Source organism: Ruegeria sp. HKCCD8929, from assembly GCF_013031405.1.
GTDB lineage: Bacteria > Pseudomonadota > Alphaproteobacteria > Rhodobacterales > Rhodobacteraceae > Ruegeria.
Genome location: NZ_WPZY01000009.1, coordinates 110,579 through 135,499, shown reverse-complemented (window position 1 = coordinate 135,499; position 24,921 = coordinate 110,579). Strand labels below are relative to the sequence as shown.

Annotated in this window: 19 protein-coding genes, 1 tRNA gene and 1 pseudogene; 9 read left to right on the top strand and 12 right to left on the bottom strand. The window is 61.8% G+C overall.

Annotation, left to right across the window (positions count from 1 at the left end; all coding sequences use genetic code 11):
- Window position 1 precedes the first annotated feature (1 nt).
- From GOX53_RS15365 to GOX53_RS15350, 5 genes and pseudogenes are all read right to left on the bottom strand, one after another.
- A complete protein-coding gene (locus GOX53_RS15365; RefSeq protein ID WP_217351795.1) occupies window positions 2–1,357 on the bottom strand; it encodes a hypothetical protein in 1,356 nt (451 codons plus the stop codon).
- Window positions 1,358–1,740: 383 nt separating this feature from the next.
- Window positions 1,741–2,421 (bottom strand): tyrosine-type recombinase/integrase, encoded by a 681-nt coding sequence (locus tag GOX53_RS15360; RefSeq protein ID WP_217351794.1) that lies wholly within the window; start codon window positions 2,419–2,421, stop codon window positions 1,741–1,743.
- 433 nt (window positions 2,422–2,854) lie between these two features.
- On the bottom strand, window positions 2,855–3,733 hold the full coding sequence (locus tag GOX53_RS15355) for a tyrosine-type recombinase/integrase (RefSeq protein ID WP_371810326.1): 879 nt from the start codon (window positions 3,731–3,733) through the stop codon (window positions 2,855–2,857).
- Window positions 3,734–3,793: 60 nt separating this feature from the next.
- A pseudogene (locus GOX53_RS30135) lies at window positions 3,794–4,009 on the bottom strand (Arm DNA-binding domain-containing protein); the annotation flags it as partial.
- A 197-nt stretch (window positions 4,010–4,206) separates the two neighbouring features.
- A tRNA-Leu gene (locus GOX53_RS15350) sits at window positions 4,207–4,293 on the bottom strand.
- A gap of 223 nt (window positions 4,294–4,516) precedes the next feature.
- Between GOX53_RS15350 and GOX53_RS15345 the strand changes: the two genes are divergently transcribed.
- Window positions 4,517–5,500 carry a complex I NDUFA9 subunit family protein gene (locus tag GOX53_RS15345; RefSeq protein WP_171177815.1) on the top strand — a complete coding sequence of 328 codons (984 nt, stop codon included), beginning with the start codon at window positions 4,517–4,519 and terminating at the stop codon, window positions 5,498–5,500.
- On the opposite strand, the gene GOX53_RS15340 is transcribed toward GOX53_RS15345, so the two are convergent.
- Window positions 5,501–6,304: an undecaprenyl-diphosphate phosphatase gene (locus GOX53_RS15340; RefSeq protein WP_171177813.1), complete on the bottom strand. Its 804-nt coding sequence runs from the start codon at window positions 6,302–6,304 to the stop codon at window positions 5,501–5,503.
- Window positions 6,305–6,535: 231 nt separating this feature from the next.
- On the opposite strand from GOX53_RS15340, the gene GOX53_RS15335 reads away from it, so the two are divergent.
- From GOX53_RS15335 to GOX53_RS15300, 8 genes are all read left to right on the top strand, one after another.
- Window positions 6,536–7,969 (top strand): NAD(P)-dependent oxidoreductase, encoded by a 1,434-nt coding sequence (locus tag GOX53_RS15335; protein WP_171177812.1) that lies wholly within the window; start codon window positions 6,536–6,538, stop codon window positions 7,967–7,969.
- A gap of 93 nt (window positions 7,970–8,062) precedes the next feature.
- On the top strand, window positions 8,063–8,500 hold the full coding sequence (locus GOX53_RS15330; RefSeq protein WP_171177811.1) for a GFA family protein: 438 nt from the start codon (window positions 8,063–8,065) through the stop codon (window positions 8,498–8,500).
- Window positions 8,497–13,029: a glutamate synthase large subunit gene (gltB, locus tag GOX53_RS15325; RefSeq protein WP_171177810.1), complete on the top strand. Its 4,533-nt coding sequence runs from the start codon at window positions 8,497–8,499 to the stop codon at window positions 13,027–13,029. The genes GOX53_RS15330 and gltB overlap by 4 nt, the downstream gene beginning before the upstream one ends.
- 179 nt (window positions 13,030–13,208) lie before the next feature.
- A complete protein-coding gene (locus GOX53_RS15320) occupies window positions 13,209–14,126 on the top strand; it encodes a Hint domain-containing protein (RefSeq protein ID WP_171177809.1) in 918 nt (305 codons plus the stop codon).
- A gap of 38 nt (window positions 14,127–14,164) precedes the next feature.
- Window positions 14,165–14,905, top strand: coding sequence for a monofunctional biosynthetic peptidoglycan transglycosylase (gene mtgA / locus GOX53_RS15315; RefSeq protein ID WP_171177808.1), 741 nt, complete (start codon window positions 14,165–14,167; stop codon window positions 14,903–14,905).
- A 58-nt stretch (window positions 14,906–14,963) separates the two neighbouring features.
- Window positions 14,964–15,629, top strand: a complete 666-nt coding sequence (locus GOX53_RS15310; RefSeq protein ID WP_171177807.1) for a glutathione S-transferase family protein — start codon at window positions 14,964–14,966, stop codon at window positions 15,627–15,629.
- A gap of 85 nt (window positions 15,630–15,714) precedes the next feature.
- Entirely contained in the window at window positions 15,715–16,746 is a 1,032-nt protein-coding gene (gene queG, locus GOX53_RS15305; RefSeq protein ID WP_171177806.1) for a tRNA epoxyqueuosine(34) reductase QueG, read from the top strand.
- Between the two features lie 71 nt (window positions 16,747–16,817).
- On the top strand, window positions 16,818–18,821 hold the full coding sequence (locus GOX53_RS15300) for a hydantoinase/oxoprolinase family protein (protein ID WP_171177805.1): 2,004 nt from the start codon (window positions 16,818–16,820) through the stop codon (window positions 18,819–18,821).
- Between the two features lie 73 nt (window positions 18,822–18,894).
- On the opposite strand, the gene msrA is transcribed toward GOX53_RS15300, so the two are convergent.
- The 6 genes from msrA to ade all read right to left on the bottom strand — a co-directional run bounded on the left by msrA (window position 18,895) and on the right by ade (window position 24,919).
- Window positions 18,895–19,407, bottom strand: coding sequence for a peptide-methionine (S)-S-oxide reductase MsrA (gene msrA, locus GOX53_RS29550; RefSeq protein WP_217351792.1), 513 nt, complete (start codon window positions 19,405–19,407; stop codon window positions 18,895–18,897).
- Entirely contained in the window at window positions 19,404–19,853 is a 450-nt protein-coding gene (gene msrB / locus GOX53_RS29545; RefSeq protein WP_217351791.1) for a peptide-methionine (R)-S-oxide reductase MsrB, read from the bottom strand. The genes msrA and msrB overlap by 4 nt, the downstream gene beginning before the upstream one ends.
- Window positions 19,854–19,977: 124 nt before the next feature.
- On the bottom strand, window positions 19,978–20,856 hold the full coding sequence (locus GOX53_RS15290) for a DMT family transporter (protein ID WP_171177803.1): 879 nt from the start codon (window positions 20,854–20,856) through the stop codon (window positions 19,978–19,980).
- A 381-nt stretch (window positions 20,857–21,237) separates the two neighbouring features.
- The gene (locus GOX53_RS15285; RefSeq protein ID WP_171177802.1) at window positions 21,238–21,525 is read right to left on the bottom strand and encodes an HU family DNA-binding protein; all 288 of its coding nucleotides are present in this window, start codon (window positions 21,523–21,525) and stop codon (window positions 21,238–21,240) included.
- A gap of 131 nt (window positions 21,526–21,656) precedes the next feature.
- Window positions 21,657–23,120, bottom strand: coding sequence for an AMP nucleosidase (locus tag GOX53_RS15280; protein WP_171177801.1), 1,464 nt, complete (start codon window positions 23,118–23,120; stop codon window positions 21,657–21,659).
- Entirely contained in the window at window positions 23,117–24,919 is a 1,803-nt protein-coding gene (gene ade / locus GOX53_RS15275; protein ID WP_171177800.1) for an adenine deaminase, read from the bottom strand. Before ade ends, GOX53_RS15280 begins: the two co-directional genes overlap by 4 nt.
- Window positions 24,920–24,921 lie beyond the last annotated feature (2 nt).

The following is a 24,921-nucleotide window of genomic DNA, read 5'->3' as shown; positions in this document are numbered from 1 at the left end:
GTCAGCTCCCCTCCAGCATATGCAGAAGATGCGCTTGATGGCGGCGTTCTGATCTGTCTTTGCCGTCCTGACGGACGATAAGGCGGCTGTCGCTTTCGCCATCCGCCACGACACGGACCAGATGTTGCCGTGCATCCAGGGATCTGCCGTTATCGTCGGTCAAATCCCACGTCAGTGTATGCCGTCCGGAGGATGGATCACGCTCATCCACCAGCGTTCGGACCCGGCCAGCAAACCGATCGTAGATATCTATGGTCAGCGACGACGTGCCCGGCTTGACCTCAATCGGGATGCGGGCATTGTCGGTGAAACCGATATTGCCAGCGACCGGGAGAAGCCGGTCAGACTGCATCTGCTGCGGATCGAAATCCTCGATTTCTTCATCCGTATACTTGTAGATCGTATTCCCCGAGGCATACCCGAACCCGTCAACGAACCGGAAGCGGTTTAGATACTGACCGCGATCAACATCGTTGGGGCAGCTTTCCTCGGCTAGCGGAGCGGGCCAGCTCTGTGTCAGGTCCGTCCAGGTGCGCCCGCCATCGGTTGTCCCGCTGGTCCGCCCGCTGGAAATGGCGACATCCCCCCAGCCACCGACCCAACCCGTCGCGCGATCCAGAAACCCGATACCCTCAAGATTGCCGTTGATCATATCACCGGCGTCATCGCGGATCTCAATGCGCTCCCAATTGTCCCCTCCGTCTTCCGAAATCAGAATTGCACCGGCCTTAAAGTTTTCCAGAGCAACAACGACGAACTGGTCCGTCACGAACTGAATCTTCCATCCCCATTCGCCAAGCGGGGCCTGAATATTGGGGCCCAGCATGTTGACCCAGTTTTTGCCCCCATCCACGGTTTTCAAAACAACCGGCAGGATATCACTGCGGCGCGGATGAGGCCGCGTGGCGCGCCCGCCAACGACCCACCCGATTTCCGGTGTCTGAAAGAAGATATCGATCAGGCAGGATGCGACATCTTCCATGTCGCGGGCACGCCAAGTGACACCGCCATCGCTGGATTTAAGGAAACGGGCAGGAACTTCAGGATTATTGGCGCCGCTTGCAAAAATGTAGGTTTCGTTCAGAACGTGAAGACCACAAACTGCTTCTGGGGCGTCGGCATCATCCCGGTCATTATATTGGCACGGCAAGTTCGGAACCGGCGTCCAAAGACCGCCACCATTTGTTGTCATAAACACCTGCGAATTAGGCGTCGTGCACCCAATCCAGCCAGTATCCTGATTCGCCATACCAATGCAGCGTAAGTAAGATCGTCCCAGCCGTTCCTGACGGCTCCAAGTTTTGGCACCGTTGTCGGTACGGTATACTTCGCCGGATCCGTTGATGGCCCAACCCACGGTTTTGGAAACAAAAATGCAGTCGTCATAGCGCGATGACAACGGAGCTTCGGTGGCGATCCAGCGGTGAGACTCGGTCAAGGATTTATCTCCTCGATGAACTTATTTTTCAAAGATGTGTATCGGAATCTGATAGTAAGCCCTTGGTTTTGTTTGTAATTGGTGGTCACTCACTGTTAGAATTCGAGAATCAAAGCAGCATCAATGTAAGAAATTAACTGGCAAAACTATACATCAAAATGGCAAACTTGTCAGGTAGTGTCTCTGTCCTAACCTTTAAAGCTGCGCCAATATTTTTCTGGCAAGCGAGTTTTTTTTGGATTGTTCGAAAACGGTATTCGGATGAGTACGCGCGGAGCATATTGCGCGGTATGGATATGCAATTAGACAATTTTTGGGGCGTAGCGTGCGCGCGTCATATGGCGGGATTTCGGGCAAGAATAATAACTGTAGGGAGCGCGTTTCAGCGAGACATCAGGTGATGTCACCCCCTGCGTCTCGCAATGGCTAGAGCAAGTGACCTGATAGGGTACGCTGACCTTCTTGGTCAATCCTGCCGCCTTGGTTGCGGACCGACAGGCGGCGTATAACGTTTGCACGTCGATAGGCTTGTCGCCACGCCCCGGAAACAGCCAGCGCGGTGGGCGCGGCGGGCGCCAGTAGGTCCGCAAGACATCGAGAAGCCGTGGCGAAAGCATGACCGTGCGGTCTTTGGCGCCTTTACCATGGCAGATCTGGAGCACCATACGATCACTGTCGATGTCCGTCACCTTCAGGCTGACTGCCTCCGAGGCGTGCAAACCTGCGGCGTAGGCCGTCGTCAGGGCCGCGCTCGCCTTCAGGGATGGCACTGCCTCGAGGAAACGCACTACCTCGTCGGCATTCGGGATCGTCGGAAGTTTGCGTGGCCTGCATGCAAAGGCGATCCGCTCGGGAATCTCTGCCCGGTTCAGCCTTACGCCATAGAAAAAGCGCACGGCGCAGACCGTCTGGTCGAGTGCGGCCCAGGAAATGCCCTGCGACACCAGAAAGACCTGAAAGGCCCGAACATCCTCCAGTCCCAACCGATCCGGTGAGTAGTGAAATATCGGCTGAACTTGGCAACGGCGTGAAGATAGGATCGTTGCGTGGCCGGCGACAGTTGCGTAGCGACATATCGTCGATCATACGCCGGCGGAGCGGGCTTACTGCTGATGTGGCATCGGTCATGGGATAGTATCTTGATCAAAGGTTGGTCCCAGCAACCAAACCTTCTCGTCAGGAGGCCTTTCCTGCCAATAGCTAAGCCGCTCCCGCGTTTGCGGATTCATTAAATCCCTCGCGACCCAGGTTTTGTGTAGGACGCATTAGATTCAGCATCCCTGCGCCTTTGGGCTCAGTCTAGAGACAAAAGCGAGACAATTCTAAATCAGATTTTCGATAAGAGGTTGATTTCATTGGTCGGAGTGAGAGGATTCGAACCTCCGACCCCTGCTTCCCGAAGGCAGAGGGCACCGATCAAAAGGTCCTAACCTCCTCACATATGTCGGCCCAAGCCCGCATCAACTCCACCCGTTGATCCCAGTAGGTCGCGCGGTTGTACGCACGTCGAATGGCGTTCTTATCTTGGTGAGAAAGCGCCGCCTCAATGACCTCGGGGTCATATCCTCGATTGTTGAGGATTGTGCTGGCAGTTGAGCGAAATCCATGAGCTGTCACTTCGTCTTTGGAATAACCCATACGTCGCAATGCGGAATTGAAGGCGTTCTCTGACAGCCATTTCCGGTTCGAATTCAGCGACGGGAAGATAAGCTCCACCCCCTCCACATCAACCCAGTTGCGATTCACCACCGCCGCCGCTTGATCGGACAACGGCACAATGTGGTCGCGGCGCATCTTCATGCGTTCAGCCGGGATCGTCCATTTTCGCTCTTCCAGATCAAACTCGAGCTGCTTGGCCCCTCGTACTTCACCTGGTCGGGCCATGGTCAGGATTTGAAACAGGATGGCATCTTTGATTACTCCTGCCCCCGAGTAATCATCAAGATTGCGAAGGAACCGCCCAAACTGCTTTTCATTAGTGATGGCGGCTCGGTTGGTGACCTTCACGGGCAACAAGGAGCCTTTGATGACCTGCGTGGGGTCGTTGTCGGCACGGAGCGTCACCACGGCATGGCGAAAGACACCTGAAATTGTGCCTCTCAGCTTCTTGGCGGTTTCTCGGCGTCCACTTTGTTCAATTCGCTTTAGCAAATGGAGCACTTCTGCGGCGGTGATTTCTCGGACTGGTCGATGGTGCAATTCTGTGGCCAGCGTGTGTACGTGCCAAATCTTTTTCCGCATGGTCGCATCAGCTAATTCGCGATCGTACGCCATTTGTAGGTACTCTTCCGCCACGAGCAGAAAGGTATTCCGGGCCTGCGTTTCCGCTTCAATCTGGTTGAGACGCCGTTGCACCGCAGGGTCTTGCCCGTTGGCCAATTGATTGCGGATGTCATCGCGCTTCCTGCGTGCTTCTTTGAGGGACACATTGGGGTACGCGCCGTGTGTAATGGTGCGTTCTTTTCCGGCGATCTGGTACTTCTGACGCCACAGCTTGGAGCCGTTCGCCTTTACCAAAATAAAGAGCCCAAGCGAATCATACAGCTTGTACGGTTTGTCTTTTTGCCTTTGCTTTCCTGATCTTAACGTCCGACAGAGCCATGTGGGGTATCACCTCCCAAACTGGGTTCCCGTACCCCGGTTCGGTACCCCAAACTTGTGGGGTATTGGGTGGGGTACTATGTTCCACCATGTTCAGAATGATACCCGAGAAACGGTCAAAAACTCAATGAAATTGAGTATTTATGAGCAGCTATGTTCGGAAGAAATGGTGCCCAGGAGAGGACTCGAACCTCCACGTCCATACGGACACTAGCACCTGAAGCTAGCGCGTCTACCAATTCCGCCACCTGGGCAGGTGTCGTGAGGGGGCGTTTAAGCCCACGGGCGGGGGGCGTCAACCGGATTTTGGGGCTTTTGTGAAAGTTTTTTCCCAAGGTTCCGGACGCGTCCTGGGCCGTCATATCCCATCCCTCGGAAAACCCCGCATTTTGCGGCCCGCGCGGCGTTATTGCGCCTTGTTTGCGCCCGCGCGGGGGGGTAGATCGGATCAAGACCTAACCAGCAGGAGCCACTCAGATGTCGAAACTGGTCACGATTTACGGCGGATCAGGGTTTGTTGGCCGCTATATCGCGCGGCGCATGGCGGGCGAGGGCTGGCGTGTCCGGGTGGCGGTGCGGCGTCCGAACGAGGCGATGTTCGTCAAGCCCTATGGGGCGGTCGGTCAGGTCGAGCCGGTTCTGTGCAACATTCGCGACGATGCCTCGGTGGCGCTGGCCATGCAGGGTGCGGATGCGGTGGTGAACTGCGTGGGCGTCCTGAATGAGCTGGGCAGGAACGATTTTGAGGCTGTGCAGGCCGAAGGCGCTGGGCGGATCGCTCGTCTCGCGGCGGAACAGGGAATTGGCCGGATGGTTCATATCTCTGCCATTGGCGCCGATGCCGGGGCCGACAGCCAATATGCGCGGACCAAGGCCGAGGGCGAGGCCGGGGTACTTCAGCATATGCCCGATGCGGTGATCCTGCGCCCGTCGGTGATCTTCGGAACCGAGGATCAGTTCTTTAACCGGTTTGCCGGCATGACCCGGATGGGCCCGTTCCTGCCGGTGGTGGGGTCCGCGACCCGGTTTCAGCCGGTCTATGTCGATGATGTGGCCAAGGCTGCGGTCAAGGGTGCGCTGGGCGAGGCCGAGAGCGGCGTCTATGAGCTGGGCGGACCCGAGGTCAAAAGCTTCCGCGAGCTGATGGCGCAGATGCTCGACGTGATCCACCGCCGCCGGATCGTCATCGCCATGCCCTTCTGGGTTGCGCGGATCATGGCCAGTGTTCTGGACCTTGCAAAATACCTTAGCCTGCAGCTTTTCCCGAACAACATTCTGACCCGCGATCAGCTCAAGAACCTGCGCCGGGACAATGTGGTCGGTGAAGGCGCCAAGGGCTTTGCCGATCTGGGGATCGAGCCTGCCACGCTGGAATCGATTCTGCCGGATTATCTGTGGAAGTTCCGCCCGGCGGGCCAGTACAACGAGATGCAGAGCTCGGCCAAGAACCTCAACATGTGATCAGCTATAGGCAATCACCAGCAGGATGATGCCGAGGATCACCCGGTAGATCACGTATGGTGTGAAGCTGACGCTGCGCAGCAGGCGCATCATCAGGGTCAGGGCGAGAAGCGCCGAGACAAACGCGAAACCGGCGGCGATGGCGCCGTCGCGGGCGGCCTGGGCGTTGGCGGTGACCGCAACCTCGGCCCCCAGCAGCACGCCCGAAGCGATGATGGTCGGGATCGACATCAGCATGGCGATGCGTGCGCCATCCTCGCGGGTATAGCCCAACTGCCGGGCCCCGGTAATGGTGATGCCCGAGCGGGACGTGCCGGGGATCAGGGAGATTGCCTGCCACAGCCCCATGATCACCGCGTCGCGTAGGCCCCAGTCGGCGGCCTCCTTGACCTCGGGGCCTGTCTGATCGGCCCAATAAAGCACGATGCCGAACACCAGCATGGTCCAGCCGATCACCGCGATCGAGCGCAGTGCGTCGCTCAGCCCGGTGAAATGCAGCGCGGCGCCGGTGATGACGATGGGAATCGTGGCCACGATCAGCCCCATCGCCAGCCTTGCGCCCGGGGTGTCCATCCGCCCGGTCAGCGCCCGGGGCAGACCCGCAAGCCCTTCTTTCACGTCGGACCAGAAATACAGAACCACCGCGCCCAGTGTGCCCACATGCACCGCCACGTCGATCACCTGGCCCTGATCCTCCATACCGGTCAGGCTGGGCAGCAGAATCAGGTGGCCCGAGGATGACACCGGTAGAAACTCGGTGATGCCCTGAATGAGCGCCACCAGGATGAGCTGAAACAGGGGCATGTGCGGTGGGCCTTATGTCATACTTTTGTGTGGTGTTTTGGGTATAAGTGTCTTGTCCGGAAAGGAAAGCTCCGTTTTAGGTCCGGTTCGGTACCTAAAATTGTTGCCAATTTGCGCTTACCCGTGTATCGCTGCGATTGAGTGAATCAAAAAGGTCAGCAAGATTGACTTTTAATTTGCTCCGCTCTCGACTACGAAAGCGCAACACAGCCAATTCATGGAGTCCGACCCGTGGCCAAGCAACCGATGCTGAAATTCGTGCAGATCGAACGCGACATGCCTAAAAAGCGTGCAGCCGAGATGCGCCGAGAGGACTTCCATGAGATCTATGCGGAATATGCCGCCGAGAAGGCCGCCGAGCAGGCCAGCCGCTGCAGCCAGTGCGGCGTGCCCTATTGTCAGAGCCACTGCCCGCTGCATAACAACATCCCCGACTGGCTGCACCTGACCGCCACTGGCCGTCTGGAAGAGGCCTATCAGACCAGCCAGGCCACCAATACCTTCCCCGAGATCTGCGGCCGCATCTGCCCGCAGGACCGCCTGTGCGAAGGCAACTGCGTGATCGAGCAGTCGGGGCATGGCACGGTCACCATCGGTTCGGTCGAGAAATACATCACCGACACCGCGTGGGAGAAGGGCTGGGTCAAGCCGGCCATTCCGGCGTCAGAGCGCCCGGAAAGCGTGGGCATCATCGGTGCCGGCCCTGGCGGGCTGGCGGCGGCGGACATGCTGCGCCGGGCGGGCATTCAGGTCACCATCTATGACCGCTATGACCGCGCGGGCGGGTTGCTGACCTACGGCATCCCCGGCTTCAAGCTGGAAAAGGACGTGGTCATGCGCCGCAACCAGCTGTTGGAGGACAGCGGGGTCGAGTTCGTGCTGAACTGTGATGTGGACGAGAATATCTTTGCCACCATTCATGCCGAGCATGACGCGGTGATCATCGCAACCGGTGTCTACAAGTCCCGCGATCTGGCCATGCCGGGCAGCGGGCTGGCCGGGATCGAAAAGGCCATCGACTTTCTGACCGCCTCGAACCGCAAGAGCTTTGGCGACGATGTCGAGGAATTCGACTCGGGCCGTCTGGATGCCGAGGGCAAGCGCGTGGTGGTGATCGGCGGCGGCGACACCGCGATGGACTGTGTGCGGACCTCGGTCCGTCAGGGCGCGACCTCGGTCAAATGCCTCTACCGCCGCGACCGCGCCAATATGCCGGGCTCGCAGCGCGAGGTGAAGAATGCCGAGGAAGAGGGCGTGATCTTTGAATGGCTGAGCGCGCCCAAGGGCTTTACCGGCGATGACACCGTTGCGGGCGTGATGGTGCAGAAGATGCGCCTGGGCCAGCCGGATGCCTCGGGCCGTCAGGCGCCCGAAGTGATCGAAGGCGCGGATTACGTCGAAGAGGCCGATCTGGTGATCAAGGCGCTTGGGTTCGAGCCCCAGGATCTGCCGACCCTGTTTGGTCAGCCCGACCTGCCGGTCACCCGATGGGGCACGGTCAAGGCCGCGTTCCAGACCGGCGCGACCGAGATGGAGGGCGTCTATGCCATCGGTGACATCGTGCGCGGTGCCTCGCTGGTGGTCTGGGCCATCCGTGATGGGCGCGACTGTGCCGAGGCCATCATCGAACGGTTCAACAGCAGGGCTGCTGTCGCCGCGGAATAACCCGGAACGATCCCGCCCAATCTCCCGGCCTGTTGCAAGGCCGGGCCTGACGCCAACGGGTCACCAGATGACCCAAGCCAGAGGATGGAAGCGATGAGCGAACTGAAAGGCCAGTGCATGTGCGGCGCGGTGACGGTCACCGCGACCCCCGCCAAACCGACGCTGGGGGCCTGCCATTGCGACATGTGCCGCCGCTGGACCAGCTCGATGCTGGTCAGCTTTCCGTCCGAGCCCGGTTATGCGGCGCTGGGGCCGGTCAAGACCTACGCCTCGTCCGACTGGGCCGAGCGCGCCTTCTGCGGCGAGTGTGGCTCGGCACTGTGGTACAGGATTACCCTGCCCGGCGAGATGCATGGGCAGACACAGATGGCGGCCGGCCTGTTCGAAAATGCAGGTGGCAACGCCCTGAAACTGGAACTTTTCATCGACAAGAAGCCCGAGGGTTACGCGTTCGAAGGTGAACGCCGCCAGATGACCGAAGCCGAGGTCATGGCCATGTACGCCCCGTCGGAAGAAGGAGACACTCAATGACCAAATATGATGCCGATTGGGTCCGGGCCGAAGAAGCCAAGCGCCAGTGGATGGCCGAAAACGGTCTCTATTCCGAGGAAGAAGAGCATTCGTCCTGCGGTGTGGGCCTTGTCGTTTCGATCGACGGCAAGAAAAGCCGCAAGGTGGTCGAGGCCGGGATCGACGCGCTCAAGGCGATCTGGCATCGCGGTGCGGTGGATGCCGATGGCAAGACCGGCGACGGTGCGGGCATCCATGTGCAGATCCCGGCGCCCTTCTTCTATGACCAGATCCGCCGTACCGGTCACGAGCCGCGCATGAATGAGTTGATCGCGGTTGGCCAGGTGTTCCTGCCGCGGACCGATTTCGGCTCGCAGGAAACCTGCCGGACCATTGTCGAGACCGAGGTTCTGCGAATGGGGTATTACATCTATGGCTGGCGCCATGTGCCGGTGGATGTCACCTGTCTGGGCGAAAAGGCCAACGCCACCCGGCCCGAAATCGAGCAGATCCTGATTTCGAACTCCAAGGGCGTGGAAGAAGATACCTTTGAGCGTGAGTTGTATGTGATCCGCCGCCGGATCGAAAAGGCTGCCCTGGCTGCCGGTGTCACAGGGCTCTATATCGCGTCACTCAGCTGCCGCTCGATCATCTACAAGGGCATGATGCTGGCCGAGCAAGTGGCGGTGTTCTACCCCGACCTGATGGATGACCGGTTCGAGAGCGCCTTTGCCCTCTACCACCAGCGTTATTCCACCAACACCTTCCCGCAATGGTGGCTGGCGCAGCCGTTCCGGATGCTGGCCCATAACGGCGAGATCAATACGCTGCGCGGCAACCTGAACTGGATGAAAAGCCATGAGATCCGCATGGCATCGGCAAGCTTTGGCGATTATGCCGAGGATATCAAGCCGATCATCGCCGGGGGCTCGTCGGATTCGGCTGCATTAGACTCGGTTTTCGAGGTGCTGGTGCGTGCGGGCCGGTCGGCGCCGATGGCCAAGACAATGCTGGTGCCGGAAAGCTGGTCCAAGCAGGCGGTGGAACTGCCGCAGGCCTGGCGCGACATGTATTCCTACTGCAACTCGGTGATGGAGCCTTGGGATGGCCCTGCGGCGCTTGCCATGACCGATGGCCGCTGGGTCTGCGCCGGTCTCGACCGGAACGGGTTGCGCCCGATGCGTTACGTGGTGACCGGCGACGGGCTGGTGATTGCGGGCTCCGAGGCGGGCATGGTGCCGATTGACGAGGCAACCGTGGTCGAAAAGGGCGCGCTGGGTCCGGGCCAGATGCTGGCCGTGGACATGAAAAAGGGCAAGCTGTTCCGCGACACCCAGATCAAGAACAAGCTGGCCGCCGCGCTGCCGTTTGGCGAGTGGGTAGGCAAGATCAATGACCTGGACGCCACGCTGGCCGGTGTGACCGAACAGCCGCTGTTCACGGGCGAAGAGCTGCGCAAGCGCCAGATTGCCGCCGGATACTCGGTCGAGGAGCTGGAGCAGATTCTGGCCCCGATGGCCGAGGACGGGAAGGAGGCGCTGGCCTCGATGGGTGACGACACGCCGTCGGCGGTGCTGTCCAAGCAATACCGCCCGCTCAGCCACTTCTTCCGCCAGAATTTCAGCCAGGTGACCAACCCGCCGATCGACTCGCTTCGCGAATACCGTGTGATGTCGCTGAAAACGCGGTTCGGCAACCTCAAGAACGTGCTGGACGAGGACAGCAGCCAGACCGAGATCATCGTGCTGGAGAGCCCCTTTGTCGGCAACACGCAGTGGGAATTGCTGGTCGAGAATTTCAACGCGCCGCTGGCCGAGATCGACTGTACGTTTGAGCCCGGCGAGGGCGCGCTGGTCGAAGCCCTGACCCGGATCCGCGCCGAAGCCGAAGAGGCCGTGCGCTCGGGCGCCGGGCATCTGGTGCTGACCGATCAGTATTCGGGGCCGGGCAAGGTCGCGATACCGATGATCCTGGCCACCAGTGCCGTGCACAGCCATCTGACCCGCAAGGGGCTGCGCACCTTCTGCTCGCTCAACGTGCGGTCCGCGGAATGTATCGACCCGCATTACTTCGCGGTGCTGATCGGCTGCGGTGCGACCGTTGTGAACGCCTATCTGGCTGAGGATTCGCTGGCCGACCGGATTGAGCGCGGCCTGCTGGACGGCACGCTGTCCGAAAATGTGGCGCGGTATCGCGAGGCCATTGATCAGGGTCTGCTCAAGATCATGGCCAAGATGGGCATCTCGGTTGTTTCATCCTATCGCGGCGGCCTGAATTTTGAGGCTGTTGGCCTGAGCCGCGCCATGGTGGCAGAGTACTTCCCCGGTATGACCAGCCGCATCTCGGGTATCGGTGTGCATGGTATCCGCGTTAAGGCCGAGGCGATCCATGCCAAGGGCTGGGAAAGCGGTCTGGACGTGCTGCCCATCGGCGGTTTCTACAAGGCGCGCAAGTCGGGTGAGACCCACGCGTGGGAAGCCACCTCGATGCACATGATGCAAATGGCCTGTAACAGAGCCTCATACGAGTTGTGGAAGCAGTATTCGGCCAAGATGCAGTCGAACCCGCCGATCCATCTGCGCGACCTGATGGACTTCAAACCGCTGGCCAAACCGATCCCGCTGGAAGAGGTGGAATCGATCACGTCGATCCGCAAGCGGTTCGTGACGCCAGGCATGAGCTTGGGCGCGCTGAGCCCCGAGGCGCACAAGACGCTGAACGTGGCGATGAATCGGATCGGTGCCAAGTCCGACTCGGGCGAGGGCGGCGAAGACCCGGCGCATTTCGTGCCGGAGCCCAATGGTGACAACCCGTCGGCCAAGATCAAGCAGGTGGCCTCGGGCCGGTTCGGCGTGACCGCCGAATACCTGAACCAGTGTGAAGAGCTGGAGATCAAGGTGGCGCAGGGGGCCAAGCCTGGTGAGGGCGGCCAGCTGCCGGGCATGAAGGTCACCGACCTGATCGCCCGTCTGCGGCACTCGACCAAGGGCGTGACCCTGATCTCACCGCCGCCGCATCACGACATCTACTCGATCGAGGATCTGGCGCAGCTGATTTATGACCTCAAGCAGATCAACCCGCGCTGCAAGGTGACGGTTAAACTGGTGGCATCCTCGGGCGTTGGCACGATTGCAGCCGGTGTGGCCAAGGCGAAAGCGGATATTATCCTTATTTCGGGCCACAACGGTGGTACGGGTGCATCCCCTGCAACCAGCATCAAATACGCTGGTCTGCCGTGGGAGATGGGCCTGACCGAGGCGCATCAGGTTCTGGCGATGAACAACTTGCGGGATCGCGTCACGCTGCGGACCGACGGCGGGTTGCGCACCGGGCGTGACATTGTCATGGCCGCGATGATGGGGGCCGAGGAATACGGTATTGGCACCGCCGCGTTGATCGCGATGGGCTGTATCATGGTACGCCAATGCCAGTCCAACACCTGCCCGGTTGGTGTGTGTACGCAGGACGAATCCTTGCGCGCCAAGTTCACCGGCAACGCGGACAAGGTGGTGAACCTGATCACCTTCTACGCGCAGGAAGTCCGGGAAATCCTTGCGTCCATTGGCGCCCGCTCGGTGGAAGAGATCATCGGTCGCGCGGATCTGCTGGCGCAGGTCAGCCGGGGGTCGGCGCATCTGGACGATCTGGACCTCAACCCCTTGCTGATCACCGTCGATGGCTCGGCCAATATCGTCTACAACCGCGACAAGGACCGCAATTCGGTGCCCGATACGCTGGACGCCGAGATCGTGCGCGATGCCGCCCGGTTCCTGAAGGATGGCGAAAAGATGCAGCTATCTTACGCGATCCAGAACACGCACCGGACGGTTGGCACCCGCACGTCGAGCCATATCGTCAAGAATTTCGGGATGCGCAACACGTTCCAGTCCGACCACCTGCACGTGAAACTGCAGGGCTCGGCCGGGCAGTCGCTGGGCGCCTTTGCGGCTCCGGGGCTCAAGCTGGAAGTGTCGGGCGATGCCAATGACTATGTCGGCAAGGGCCTGTCGGGCGGCACAATCGTGGTGCGCCCGCCGCAGGTCAGCCCGCTGCAGGCCGACGCCAACACCATCATCGGCAACACCGTGCTGTATGGCGCGACCGACGGGCACCTGTTTGCCGCGGGCCGTGCGGGTGAGCGCTTTGCCGTGCGGAACTCGGGTGCGACGGTGGTGGTCGAGGGCTGCGGCTCGAACGGGTGTGAGTACATGACCGGAGGGGTCGCGGTGATCCTGGGCGAGATCGGCGCCAACTTTGGTGCGGGCATGACCGGGGGCATGGCTTATCTCTACGATCCCGAAGGCAAGGCGCAACTGCTGATGAACATGGAAACGCTGGTGACCTGCCCGGTCACGGTCGACCATTGGGTGTCGCAGTTGAAGGGCCTGATCGAACGCCACGCGTCCGAGACCGGCAGCCGCAAGGCTGCCGACATCCTGCAGCACTGGGATGTGGAGGGCGCGAATTTCCTGCAGGTTTGCCCGAAAGAGATGCTGGACAAGCTTCCCTATCCTTTGGAGGCGGAAACAGCGGCAGTGCCTGCCGAGTAAGCCGATAAACCGAAAATTGACGGAACCCGTGCAGTGTTGCTGCGCGGGTTTTGTCATTTTGGCGCCTTATTTCCAGCCATTTCGGCTGAGAAAACGTCGGATGAGAGGGCGGGCACAAGGGTGCCCCGAGACAGTGACTGTAACGATTCAGCCCGTTTGAGATGGGAAAGGCACGGTTTATGCCGACGACTTTCACGGACCAGTTCTTTTTGATGGACCCGGCAGCCCCGCCGCCGGTCGGAACGCTGTTGACCGTCTCGAAACTCGATCTGGTCGATCAGAACGACGATGGTGACGTCGACAGGTTCAACAATGACACTGTCAACGGCCAGGATGTGACGCGGTCCTGGCCTGGGGATACCGTTACCGTCAATGTGGCTGGTGTCGGCAACGTCACTTACACCGGCACGACCTTTTACCTTGCCGACGGGTCGCGGGTGTTTACGCCGACCGATGGTCAGGTGCTGCAAAGCGGCACTCTGGTCTCGACCACATTTGTGACCTCGCAAGGTCCCTTGGACACCGCCACGGATCTGGGCCCGCCTTGTTTCACGCCGGGCACGATGATCCTTACCCCGGATGGCGAGCGGCCGATCGAATCTCTGGTTCCGGGCGATAGGGTCGAGACCGCTGATCACGGCTGTCAGCAAATTCTATGGATCGGCAAAACCAAGGTTCCAGCCGAGGGAAAGCTGGCTCCGATCCGGTTTGAGGCTGGCGTCCTTGGCCTGACGCGGCCGACACTGGTCTCGTCGCAACATCGCATGTTGATCGATGACTGGCGGGCCAATTACTTCTTCGGCTTTGGCGAAGTGCTGGTGCCCGCGCATTCCCTGGTCAATGGCACAAGCGTCACCCAGGTCGAGGGTGGTGAGGTTGAGTACATCCATCTGCTGTTCTCGCGTCACGAAGTGATTTTTGCCAACGGCGCCAAGACCGAAAGCTATTATCCGGCGCATGCGCTTACGCAATCCGACCGTGAGGCCCAAGCCGAAGTGCTGTCGCTGTTCAAGGAACTGGAGCCGGTGACAAACACCGAATATGTCTCGGCGCGGCCCATACTTAGGGTCTATGAGGCGCGATTGATGGCAATTTAGGCATTCACGAACTCTGATCAGGCTCGTATAGCTGGGTCATGGCGAAGAAAGCAGCGCGCAAAACAAGCGGCAGGAAAAAAGCGAAAAAGAGCACAACACGGCAGTCCGGATTTTTTTGCCGGATTGGCAGGATCGTGTCGCGTGTTGTCCTTGGTTGCCTCGCGGCGGTTCTGGCTCTGATTCTGGTCTATTCGGTGGTTAATCCGCCCGTGACCCACACGATCTGGCAGGAATGGCGCCGGCTCGGCAAGGTCGAGCGGGAATGGGTTCCGATTGAAGAGATCGCTCCGATCATGGCCCGCTCGGTTGTGGCCGCCGAGGATGCCAATTTCTGCCTGCACTGGGGTTTTGACGTGACTGCGATCCGCGCGGCGCTTGAGGACGGCTCGGGCCGCGGTGCCTCGACCATTTCGCAGCAGGTGGTCAAGAACGTGTTCCTCTGGCAGGGCCGCAGTTGGATCCGCAAGGCATTGGAGACAACGATCACTCCGATGGTTGAGTTGGTCTGGTCCAAACGCCGGATCATCGAGGTCTATCTGAACGTTGCCGAGACGGGCGAAGGGGTGTTCGGGGTCGAGGCGGTGGCGCGCCAATCCTTCGGTGTTGCCGCCGCAGACCTGAGCCCGGTGCAGGCGGCCCGGATTGCGGCGATCCTGCCCTCGCCGCGCAAACGGTCGGTCAGGGACCCCTCGGATCGCACGCGCAGACGGGCGACGGCGATCCTGGACGGGGCGGCCACCATCCGCGCAGACGGGCGCGACGACTGTTTCGAGGATTGAACTTTCCCACCCGGCAAGGCTATTGCTGTGGGGCATTCACTGGTTCAATTGGAATTCCATGGCGCGCCTGTTTCACGTTCCCCTGTCTCCGTTCTGCCGCAAGGTCCGGCTATCTCTGGCCGAAAAGAAGATCGAGGTCGAGCTGGTCGAAGAGCGATATTGGGAAGGCGACGCCGATTTCCTGCGCCGCAACCCGGCCGGAAAGGTACCGGTGCTGCGGCTGGACGGGCAGGTCATGGCGGAGAGCGCTGCGATCTGCGAATACATTGAGGAAACCCGCCCCCAGCCGCCGCTGATGCCAAGCAAGCCCGAGGCGCGGTTCGAGGTGCGCCGGCTGGTTGGCTGGTTCGATGACAAATTCCATCACGAGGTGACCTCGAAACTGCTCTATGAGCGGGTCAACAAGAAGGTGACCGGGCAGGGCTATCCCGACAGCAAGAACGTCAAGGAGGGCGCCAAGGCGATCAAGTATCATCTGGATTACATGGCCTGGCTGCTGGATCATCGGCGCTGGCTGGCCGGGGATCAGATGACGCTCGCCGATTTCGCCGCCGCTGCGCATCTGTCGACGCTGGATTACATCTCGGACGTTGACTGGAACCGGTCGCAGACCGTCAAGGACTGGTACGCCAAGATCAAGTCGCGCCCGGCCTTCCGCTCGATCCTGGCGGATCAGATCCCCGGGTTTCGCCCGCCCGCCCATTACGCCGATCTGGATTTCTGATATCAACGGGGTACAGGGGGCTGTCTGCCCCCTCTTGGGCCGCTGGCCCAATTCACCCCCGAGGATATTTGGAAACAGAAGAAGAATGGGGTCTTCGCTGAAAGATAAGCTGGTGGAACGGGCCCGGTCCGAGGGGTTCGTGTCCTGCCGCGTCTGTCGCCCGTGGGATGTGCCGCAAGTGCCCGAGCGGCTGGCGGCCTTTGTCGAGGCCGGGTATCACGGTCAGATGGGCTGGATGGCCGAGCGGATGCATTGGCGCGGCGATCCGGCGGCGCTGTGGCCCGAGGCGCGCTCCGTGATCATGCTGGCCGAGAGCTATACGCCCGAGCATGACCCGAGGGCGGTGCTGCCGCAGCGGGACCGGGGTGCGATCTCGGTTTATGCGCAGAACAAGGACTACCACGATCTGGTCAAGAAGCGGCTCAAGCGGCTGGCGCGCTGGCTGATTGCCGAGGGTGGCGGTGAGGTGAAGGTGTTTGTCGACACCGCCCCGGTACCCGAAAAGGCGCTGGGTCAGGCGGCGGGGCTGGGTTGGCAGGGCAAGCACACCAACCTGCTGAGCCGGGATTGGGGCAATTGGGCCTTCATAGGGTCTGTTTTTACCACTCTGGAACTACCAGTTGATGCGGCTGAGATAGATCGGTGTGGCTCTTGCCGGGCGTGTCTGGACAGCTGTCCGACGGACGCGTTTCCGGCGCCTTATCAACTGGATGCGCGGCGCTGCATTTCTTATCTGACCATCGAGCACAAAGGTCCGGTAGAGGAAGAATTGCGCGGCAAGCTGGGCAACCGGATCTATGGCTGCGACGATTGTCTGGCCGCCTGTCCATGGAACAAGTTTGCAGTGGCCGCCAGCGACATGCGCTATGCGGCGCGTGAGGAGTTGAAAGCGCCGAAGCTGGCCGAACTGGCGGAGCTGGACGATGCGGCGTTCCGGACGCTGTTTTCCGGCTCTCCGATCAAGCGGATCGGCCGCGACCGCTTTGTGCGTAACGTGCTCTATGCCATTGGCAATTCCGGCGAGCCTGGGTTGTTGCCGGCGGCGCAGGCTTTGGTGGGCGATCCGGACCCGGCGGTGGCCGATGCGGCACGCTGGGCGGTGAAACGACTGGCGTAAATGACGCAAACAGGCGGGACGTGCCGGGTGCAGCCGTTATTCAGCATCAGGCGAACAGAAGGAGGGTTCCCATGGCGCTGGCTTTGGGAGTGGATACGGGCGGAACCTATACCGATGCGGTGCTGATCCGGGATGAGAAGGAGGTGATTGCCTCGGCCAAGTCCCTGACCACCCGCGCCGATCTGGCGATTGGGGTCGGCAGGGCGATCCGCGCCGTTCTGGACGAGGCAGGGGTGGCTGCAGAGGAGGTGTCGCTGGCCTCGTTGTCGACAACGCTTGCCACCAATGCGCTTGTCGAGGGGCAGGGCGGCCGGGTGGCGCTGATCTATATCGGTTTCCGCGAGAGTGATCTGGAAAAGCACGGGCTGAAGGATGCGCTCAAGGGCGATCCGGCACTGGTTCTGGCGGGTGGGCACAGCTATGCGGGTGGCGAGGTGGCGCCGCTGGATGTAGCAGCGCTGGAGGCGTTTCTACACACGAATCCCGGCGTTTCCGGGTTTGCCGTGGCGGCACAGTTTGCCACCCGCAATCCGGCGCATGAGATCGAGGCGGCGCGGATCATCGCCGAGCGGACCGGGGCGCCGGTGACCTGTTCGCACCAGTTGTCTGCCAAGCTGAACGGGCCGAAGCGGGCGGTGACGGCGGTGCTGAACGCGCGGTTGATCGGGATGATCGACCGGCTGATCGGGCGGGCGCAGGACACGCTGCGCGAATTGGGCATCACTGCCCCGATGATGGTGGTGCGCGGTGATGGGGCGTTGATGAGTGCCGAACAGGCGCGGGAACGGCCGATTGAGACAATCCTGAGCGGGCCGGCGGCCTCGATCGTGGGTGCGCGCTGGCTGACCGGGGTCGAGGAGGCGCTAGTTTCGGATATCGGCGGGACGACCACGGATGTGGCTCTGATCCGGGGCGGCAAACCTGCGATTGACCCGGCGGGTGCACGCGTGGGTGGGTTCCGCACCATGGTCGAGGCGGTGGCGATGCGCACCCACGGGCTGGGCGGGGACAGTCAGGTTCATGCGGTGACCGAGGGGTTGGGCGGAGGCGTGTTCCTCGGTCCGCGCCGGGTGTTGCCGGTGTCGCTGATGGCGGCTGAGGCCAGAGGCGTGGTGCACGCGGCGCTGGATGAGCAGCTACGCGCAACCACGGTGGGCGAGCATGATGCGCGCTTTGCCCGTGCGGTTCCCGGGATGCCGGTGGATGGGATCGGCGCGCGCGAGGCCACGTTGTTGGAGCGGCTGGGCGATCAGGTGCTGCCGCTGGGCACGTTGCTGCGAACCCGGATGGAGCATGGGGCGCTGACGCGGCTGGTGGATCGTGGGATCGTGCAGGTCTCGGGCGTGACGCCATCGGATGCGAGCCACGTGTTGGGGCGGCTTGATGCATGGGATGCCGAGGCCGCGCGCAAGGGGCTGGAACTGTTCGCCCGCAAGCGGACCGGCAGCGGTGATCGGCTGGCTGCGGGGCCTGAGGCGCTGGCGAAGATAATCTTCGATCAGCTGACGGAACAGACCGCTTTGACTTTGTTAGAGACTGCTTTTGCGGAGGAAGCCGAAGAGTTTGGCCTGCCGTCGGAGCAACTGGCACGGCATGTGTTGACCCAGCGCGGGTTGGCGCGGCACAGGGGGCTGCTGGCGCTGGATACGGCGCTGAATGTGGATGTGGTGGGCCTTGGTGCCTCGGCGCCGAGCTATTATCCGGCGGTTGGGGAGCGGCTGCGGTGCGAGATGGTCCTGCCCGAGCATGCAGGGGTTGCCAATGCCATCGGCGCGGTGGTGGGCCGGGTGACGTTCCGACGGGCCGGGACGGTAACGTCGCCCTCGGAAGGGCGGTATCGGGTGCATCTTGAGGATGGGCCGCAGGATTTCGACGGGTCGGATGAGGCACTGGCGTTGCTGGAAAGCGTATTGCGGGGCGAGGCCGAGGGTGCGGCCAAGGACGCCGGGGCCGAAGATATTCGGGTTCTGGTCGAGCGGGATATCCGCACCGTGCGCGTTGAGGGGCGTGATGTGTTTGTCGAGGGGATGCTGACCGTTGAGGCGAGCGGGCGGCCTCGGGTGGCGTTGGGGTAGGGCAGATGTCCCCCTCACCCTGACCCTCTCCCCCGAGGGGAGAGGGGATTTTGCGTGTGGCTGGGGTTGGGTCTTATTCTGCGGCGTCGGTGCGTCTGGGTAGAACCCAGCCGGGGCGCGGGAAGTGGCAGGTGTAGCCGTTGGGGTGGCGGAGCAGATAGTCCTGATGCTCCGGCTCGGCCTCCCAGAAATCGCCAACCTGTTCCACTTCGGTCACCACTTTCCCGGGCCAGATGCCTGAGGCGTCCACATCGGCGATGGTGTCGAGCGCGGTCGCCTTCTGATCTTCGTCGACATAGTAGATGGCCGAGCGGTAGCTCATCCCGATGTCGTTGCCTTGGCGGTTCACGGTGGTGGGATCATGGATCTGAAAGAAGAACTCCAGCAACTCGCGATAGGAGATCTGCGCGGGATCGAACCAGATCTCGATCCCTTCGGCGTGGGTGCCGTGGTTGCGGTAGGTGGCGTTGGGCACGTCGCCGCCGGTGTATCCCACGCGGGTGCGGCTGACGCCGGGCAGTTTGCGGATCAGGTCCTGCATGCCCCAGAAGCAGCCCCCGGCCAGTACGGCGCGATGTTCGGTCATGCGATATCCTCCACTTGGTTCAGGTAGTCTGCGTAGCCTTCGGCCTCCATGTCCTCGCGATGGACGAAGCGGAGCGAGGCGGAGTTGATGCAATAGCGCAGCCCGCCGCGGTCGCGCGGGCCGTCGGGAAAGACGTGGCCCAGGTGGCTGTCGCCGTGGGCCGAGCGGACCTCGGTGCGGATCATTCCCAGCGAGCGGTCTTCAAGCTCGGTCACATGGGCGGGTTTGATGGGCTTGGTAAAACTGGGCCAGCCGCAGCCGGATTCGTATTTGTCGGATGAGGCAAAGAGCGGCTCGCCCGAGACGATGTCGACGTAGATGCCCGGTTCCTTGTTGTTCAGCAGCTTACCGGTGCCGGGGCGCTCGGTGCCATCGCGTTGGGTGACGCGGAACTCTTCGGGGGAGAGGGCGGCGATGGCCTCGGGGTCTTTGAAATAGCGGGTCATGGCTCCTCCTTACTGTTCGGCTGAGGCAGTAGATGGCATTCCTGTGACCGATGCAAAGGATTGTTTCAACCGCCTCGCGCGGTTGTGGCGGCGGGATTTGCGTATTTGGGGCAAGAAGAAGCGGTCAGGCGGGTTTCGGCAGCGGCTGGCGCGAGAGTTGCACGGCCAGGATGCCGAGGGTAGTGATCGCGACGCCGAGCGCGTCGAGGGGGCCGAGGGCCTCGCCCAGCAGCAGAGCAGCGATGGCGACGCCGAAGACCGGGTTGAGGAAATGGAAGGTGGCCGCCCGGATCGCGCCGATGTGATTGAGCAGCAGGAACCAGACGAAGGTGGCGGTCAGGCCGGGAATGAGGGTGGTATAGGCAAAGGCCAGTGCCAGCGGCAGCGTCGGGTTGATGCGGATGGTCTCGAAGATCGGCGCGGCGAGGAAGAGGACGCCCGAGCCCACCAGCATCTGCAGCCCGACCACCATCATGAAGTTCCCGCCCGAGGTGGCACCGCGCAGGGCCAGCGTTGCCGTGGCCAGTGCCAGCGCGCCGACGCAGCACAGAAGCACGCCGAACATGTCGATCCCGGCGCTGATGCGGGCGCTCATGATCATGGCGACCCCGGCGAATCCAGCGAGCAGGCCGACGATGCCGAGCGGGCGCAGGCGTTCGCCGAACAGGGCCCAGCCCGCCAATGCGACGAGCAGCGGCATGGTTGAGGCGATGATGGCGGCGACGGAGGCCTCGACCGTTTGCATGGCGTAGAAGTTGAGGCCCAGATAGAGCGCGTTCTGGCAGATGCCGAACAGGATGGTGGCGTACCATTGCGGGCGGGTCAGGTGCCAGCTTTGGCCCATGGCGCGGGCGATGGTCACGCCCAGCAGGCCGGAGATGAGAAAGCGCAGGGCGAGGGAGAAGAGCGGTGAGGCGTCGGTCACGATGATGCGGGCAGAGGTGAAGGCGGAGGACCACATGAAGGCAAAGGCCAGCCCCATGGCGATGGCGCGGATGTCCATGATGTTCCTCTCGTCTCAGGTCGGCGCGACAGTTTCGGATTTTAGTAGGCTGTGCAAGACATGATTGTCGGCAGTAAGTGCTTTGAGTAGTTTGAGTTCTTCTTCCGACCCTTGCCTAATGAGTCTCTGGCCCGGAACAAAGGCACGCGGTGCCGCCGGGCCGCGCCCTCCCTCCCCATTGGGAGGACGCATTGGCGATGTTCTGCAACGTTCAGCCGTCGTCCGGGGCTTTTTAAATAAACCGCTGACCACATGCGTGGTGCGCGCCCACCCCAGGGAGGACGTGGCCCTCTGTTGTGCAGGGGGTCCTCTTCTCAGAGTGGAAAAACGAAAAAGGGCCGCCCCATGGCGACCCCTTGGTGTTCGATCCGAATGATCCGATCAGCCGTTCACGCTGTCCTTGAGCGCCTTGGCGATGGTCATCTTGACCACCTTGTCGGCCTCTTTCTTGAACTGCTCGCCGGTGGCGGGGTTGCGCACCATGCGCTCGGGGCGCTCGCGGCAGTAGATCTTGCCAACACCCGGCAGGGTCACGGCGCCGCCCGCGGACACTTCGCGGGTGATCAGGCCGGTGATCGCCTCAAGCGCGGCGTTGGCGGATTTCTTGTCGGTTCCCATTTCCTCGGCCAGTGCTGCGACGAGCTGAGTTTTGGTCATAGGCTTTGCCATTTCTTGGTCTCCTTACTGTGCCCGATCCATAGGGCCTCACCGCGTAACTCTAACGGTATATTGTGTAGTAACACAACGAATAGTAGCGATGAAAAGCCCAAAAATAGGGGGAAATCGAGGATTTTTTGCGCTCAGAGGAAGGCCGTCTCGTCAAATGAGCGCAATTTCCGGCTGTGGAGCCGCTCCAGTGGCATTCCGCGCAGCGCCTCCATGGCCCGGATTCCGATCCTCAGGTGGCGGCTGACCTGGGTTGTATAGAACGCCGAGGCCATGCCGGGAAGCTTCAATTCGCCATGCAATGGCTTGTCCGAGACGCAGAGGAGTGTGCCGTAGGGGACCCGGAACCGATAGCCGTTGGCGGCGATGGTGGCGCTTTCCATGTCCAGCGCGATGGCGCGGGACTGGCTGAGGCGCTGCACCGGACCGGACTGGTCGCGCAGTTCCCAGTTGCGGTTGTCGATGGTGGCGACGGTGCCGGTGCGCATGATGCGCTTGAGGTCGTAGCCGCTGAGCTCGGTGATCTCGGCCACCGCCTGCTCCAGCGCGATCTGGATCTCGGCCAGTGCCGGGATCGGCACCCAGACCGGCAGGTCGTCATCCAGAACGTGATCCTCGCGCAGATAGGCGTGGGCGAGCACGAAATCCCCCAGCGCCTGCGTGTTGCGCAGCCCGGCGCAGTGGCCGACCATCAGCCAGGCATGCGGGCGCAGCACCGCAATGTGGTCGGTGGCGGTTTTTGCGTTCGACGGACCGACGCCGATATTGACCAGCGTGATGCCCGAACCATCCTCGCGTTTCAGATGATAGGTGGGCATCTGTGGCAGCTTCAGCGGTGCCTCGATCTCGGTCTCGGCATTGGTGATCTCGACATTTCCGGTGGAAACGAAGCTAGTGTAGCCGCTGTCCGGATCGGCCAGTTGGGCGCGGGCATAAGCCTCGAACTCGGATACGTAGAACTGGTAGTTGGTGAACAGCACGTGGTTCTGGAAATGCTCGGCCGCCGTGGCGGTGTAATGTGCCAGCCGGGCCAGCGAGTAATCGACGCGCTGGGCGGTGAACAGCGACAGCGGGCCGGTATCGTCCTCTTCGCTGTTGGTGCCGTTGACGATGTCGTCGTTGGTGGTCGAAAGGTCGGGCACATCGAACGCGTCGCGCAAGGTGAAACCGGCGGCGCCTTCCTGCGGCACCACCAGATCCGGGTTGTTGGCCACGGCGAAATGCACCGGGATCGGCGTTGTCGAAGGGCCGATCGTGACCGGCTGGCCGTGGTTGCGGATCAGCAGGGCGATCTGCTGGGTCAGGTAGGCGCGGAACAGGTCGGGCCGGGTCACGGTGGTGGCGTGAGAGCCGGGGTTCGACACGTGCCCATAGCTCAACCGGCTGTCGACCTGCGCATAGGATGACGTTGCGATGCGAATTTCAGGGTAGAAGGCGCGGTACCGGCCTTTGGGCGTCCCGTTTGCCATGGTTTCCGAGAACTTCTGGCACAGGAAATCGGTGGCCTGTTTGTATAGCTCCTCCAGCCGCGCGACGGCAGCGTCGGCGTCGGTGAATCGTTCCGGTTCGGGTGCGTTCGGTGTTTTTATCGTTGTCATGCAAGCGGTTCCAGAAGGTCGATCTTTTGAAAAGTGCGGACGTCCACAAGGCCCAGGTCCGAGATCCGCAGCTCGGGGATCACCACCAGCGCCAGCAGCGAGTGCTGCATGTAGGCGTTGTTCAGCTGGCAGCCGCAGGCCTGCATCGCCTCGACCAAGGCCTGCGCCTTGGCGGCAACCTCGGTGGCCGGGCTGTCGGACATCAGCCCGGCAATGGGCAGTTCCACCAGCGCCAGTTCTTCGCCGTCGCGGAAGATGGTGATGCCGCCGCCAACCTCGGCCAGCCGGTTGGCGGCCAGCGCCATCTGCGCGCGGTCGGTGCCCACCACGATCATGTGGTGGCTGTCATGGGCAACGGTCGAGGCCATGGCCATCCGGCCATGATAGCCAAAGCCCGAGACAAAGGCGTTGGTGACGCCGCCGGTGGCACGGTGGCGTTCGACCAGCGCGATCTGGCAGGTATCTCTCTCGCCTTCGACCAGACCGTTTGCCACCGGCAACTCGGCCTTGAGCGCCTTGGTCGGGGCCTGATTTTCCACCACGCCGATGACGTTTGCACGCACCCGGTTGGCGCCCTCGGGGGCCTTGATCTCGAAGTCCTCTTCCGTCAGCGCGTGCCCCAGATGCACCGTGTTGCGGGCGGTATCCGGCCAGTCGTAATGTGGACAATCCACCGTAATAGAGCCGTTTTCGGCCACGATCCGGCCACGCGCGATCACCAGTTCGATGGGCAGTTCGGTCAGGTCGGAACTGAGGATCACATCCGCCCGGCGCCCGGGGGTGATCGAGCCGATCTCGCGCTCCAGCCCGAAATGGGTGGCGGTGTTGATCGTGGCCATCTGCAGCGCAACCAGCGGATCGCAGCCGCAGCCAATTGCATGGCGGACGACGCGGTTCATGTGGCCGTCATTGACCAGAGTGCCCGAGTGGCAGTCATCGGTGCACAGGATGAAGCTACGCGGGTCGAGGCCCTTTTCGGTCACCGCCGTGATCTGGCTTTCCACGTCATACCAGGCCGAGCCCAGCCGCATCATCGACCGCATCCCCTGACGCACACGCGCGATGGAGTCGGCCTCGCAGGTGCCCTCGTGATCGTCTGCCGGACCACCGGCGACATAGGCTGCGAAGTCGGGCCCCAGATCGGGCGAGGCATAGTGCCCACCGACCGTCTTGCCTGCCCGCTGAGTGGCGGCAATCTCGGCCAGCATCTTGGGGTCGGCATTGGACACGCCCGGGAAGTTCATCATCTCGCCCAGTCCGATGATGCCGGGCCAGGTCATCGCCTCGGCCACATCTTCGGCCGTGATTTCGTACCCGGTGGTCTCAAGTCCCGGCGCCGAGGGCGCGCAGGAGGGCATTTGGGTGAAGATATTCACCGGCTGCATCAGCGCCTCGTCATGCATCATCCGCACGCCGTTCAGCCCCAGCACATTGGCGATCTCATGCGGGTCGGTGAACATCGAGGTGGTGCCGTGCGGGATCACCGCGCGGGCGAATTCGGCGGGGGTCAGCATGCCGGATTCGATGTGCATATGCGCGTCGCACAGGCCGGGGATCATGTAGCGGCCATTTGCCTCGACGATCTGCGTGTCCGGCCCGATGCAATGCGAGGCGTCGGGGCCGACAAAGGCAATGCGGCCTGCGGTGATGGCGATGGAATGATTGGGCAGCGCCTCGCGGCTGTGGACGTTGATCCAGATGCCGTCACGGATCACCATGTCTGCGGGCGCGCGGCCGGCGGCAACGGCGATCAGACGGGGGGCGACATCGGGCCAACTGGGGAAGGGTGCGTGTTCCATGG

What these genes read in the sequence shown, in the direction of transcription:
- GOX53_RS15290 (WP_171177803.1), bottom strand. Translation starts at nt 20,856, where the DNA reads ATGGACATCCGCGCCATCGCCATGGGGCTGGCCTTTGCCTTCATGTGG.
- GOX53_RS15330 (WP_171177811.1), top strand. Translation starts at nt 8,063, where the DNA reads ATGAGCGAACTGAAAGGCCAGTGCATGTGCGGCGCGGTGACGGTCACC.
- GOX53_RS15300 (WP_171177805.1), top strand. Translation starts at nt 16,818, where the DNA reads ATGGCGCTGGCTTTGGGAGTGGATACGGGCGGAACCTATACCGATGCG.
- ade (WP_171177800.1), bottom strand. Translation starts at nt 24,919, where the DNA reads ATGGAACACGCACCCTTCCCCAGTTGGCCCGATGTCGCCCCCCGTCTG.
- queG (WP_171177806.1), top strand. Translation starts at nt 15,715, where the DNA reads ATGGGGTCTTCGCTGAAAGATAAGCTGGTGGAACGGGCCCGGTCCGAG.
- GOX53_RS15280 (WP_171177801.1), bottom strand. Translation starts at nt 23,120, where the DNA reads ATGACAACGATAAAAACACCGAACGCACCCGAACCGGAACGATTCACC.
- GOX53_RS15345 (WP_171177815.1), top strand. Translation starts at nt 4,517, where the DNA reads ATGTCGAAACTGGTCACGATTTACGGCGGATCAGGGTTTGTTGGCCGC.
- GOX53_RS15310 (WP_171177807.1), top strand. Translation starts at nt 14,964, where the DNA reads ATGGCGCGCCTGTTTCACGTTCCCCTGTCTCCGTTCTGCCGCAAGGTC.
- msrB (WP_217351791.1), bottom strand. Translation starts at nt 19,853, where the DNA reads ATGACCCGCTATTTCAAAGACCCCGAGGCCATCGCCGCCCTCTCCCCC.
- mtgA (WP_171177808.1), top strand. Translation starts at nt 14,165, where the DNA reads ATGGCGAAGAAAGCAGCGCGCAAAACAAGCGGCAGGAAAAAAGCGAAA.
- gltB (WP_171177810.1), top strand. Translation starts at nt 8,497, where the DNA reads ATGACCAAATATGATGCCGATTGGGTCCGGGCCGAAGAAGCCAAGCGC.
- GOX53_RS15285 (WP_171177802.1), bottom strand. Translation starts at nt 21,525, where the DNA reads ATGGCAAAGCCTATGACCAAAACTCAGCTCGTCGCAGCACTGGCCGAG.
- msrA (WP_217351792.1), bottom strand. Translation starts at nt 19,407, where the DNA reads ATGACCGAACATCGCGCCGTACTGGCCGGGGGCTGCTTCTGGGGCATG.
- GOX53_RS15320 (WP_171177809.1), top strand. Translation starts at nt 13,209, where the DNA reads ATGCCGACGACTTTCACGGACCAGTTCTTTTTGATGGACCCGGCAGCC.
- GOX53_RS15340 (WP_171177813.1), bottom strand. Translation starts at nt 6,304, where the DNA reads ATGCCCCTGTTTCAGCTCATCCTGGTGGCGCTCATTCAGGGCATCACC.